The organism is Helicobacter sp. MIT 05-5294 (assembly GCF_000765675.1).
In the GTDB taxonomy this organism is placed as follows: domain Bacteria; phylum Campylobacterota; class Campylobacteria; order Campylobacterales; family Helicobacteraceae; genus Helicobacter_D.
The window spans coordinates 1-1,223 of the sequence record NZ_JRPA02000065.1 but is presented as its reverse complement, the minus strand read 5'-3'; the positions used below and the strand labels follow the sequence as shown (position 1 = coordinate 1,223).

Sequence of the window (1,223 nt, the reverse complement as noted above, 5' to 3'; positions counted from 1 at the left end):
ATGGTAAATGAACTCAACAGAATCCATATAGATGGAAAACCCATGTATGTGCATTATAAGCTAGATACGAGAACTAGGATAGAACATTTTTTTGCGCAAAGTGTTGTTGAATGTGGCACAACACTAGAATTGCAAGAAAACTTTAATTATTCTATTGAATCTCTATTGAATGACAATAGATTCACAAAAGAACAGGCTGAAAAATATGGCTATCAAAAGAATAATGGCATTTATATTCAAAGGGCTAATAAAATTCATATTGGACGCATTAAATATAATGGTAGATATGGTAATATGCCAAATACTGACGATGGTTATAACTTTAGCGGTAAAGGTTTATTTCATTTGACTTTCAGAGTGAATTATCGGGATTTTACCATTAAAGCTAGAGAATGGGGCTGGATAGGAGAAGATATTGATTTTGAAGCAAATCCAAAATTGCTTTTTGAAGATGGTAATTATGCGCTTATGAGTGCCACATATTTTTGGAAGCATAATCAATGTTTTGCTAATGCTAACGATAATACCAAACTATGTGCAGATTCCATAACGCGCATTATTAATAGATATACCGGTAGCTATCAAGAGAGGTGGAATCAATATGAAAGGATAAGAAATGCCGAGATTTTTAAAGAATTTTAGTTTTAGCCTATTAGCCTTTGTTTTGTCTTATGCGCAAGATAATGATGAAATACTTAAGAAGCTTCAAAATGCTTATATTAGGGATTTGCCTTATCCGAATGTCTTGTTAGATTCCTATGATATGTCTTTTGGTAATAAAACATATTTTGTTACAACTATGCAAAACTATAACAAAGATCGTTATGGTGACAAAGCGTATTTTTATAATTGCATTGAAGTTTTTGAAGATTCATCTTCTAGGCAGAAATTTTGTTTTAATGGAGATTCTATTATCAATCTTGAAAACAAAGAATCATTTTTTACTATTAAAACCTACAAGCAAGATAGAATCGGTAATATTGCAAACACTTATCTTACTTTTAGACTTATCAATGGTAAATTTTACTTACATCAATATAGTAGAGAAAAAAAACACTTTGACGCCAATGATGAAGAAGTCGTAGATAAAGCTTTAGTTTATTATTTTCAAGACGATTCCAAAGAAGAAAATCTTATTCCTTTGGAATCTGTTAATGATGAGTTATTGCAAAAATTGGAATTGAAATATAATGCTAAATATTAAGGATTTTAACCAAAAAGAT

General features: G+C 30.1%; 2 protein-coding genes. Both read left to right on the top strand.

The genetic code is table 11. The features are described 5' to 3' along the window. A partial coding sequence (locus LS69_RS10665) for a hypothetical protein (protein WP_202978673.1) occupies positions 1 to 642 on the top strand: 642 nt, incomplete at its 5' end. Continuing rightward, positions 617 to 1,204, top strand: coding sequence for a hypothetical protein (locus LS69_RS10045; protein ID WP_138124705.1), 588 nt, complete (start codon positions 617 to 619; stop codon positions 1,202 to 1,204). The genes LS69_RS10665 and LS69_RS10045, both read left to right, overlap by 26 nt. Positions 1,205 to 1,223 lie beyond the last annotated feature (19 nt).

What these genes read in the sequence shown, in the direction of transcription:
- LS69_RS10045 (WP_138124705.1), top strand. Translation starts at nt 617, where the DNA reads ATGCCGAGATTTTTAAAGAATTTTAGTTTTAGCCTATTAGCCTTTGTT.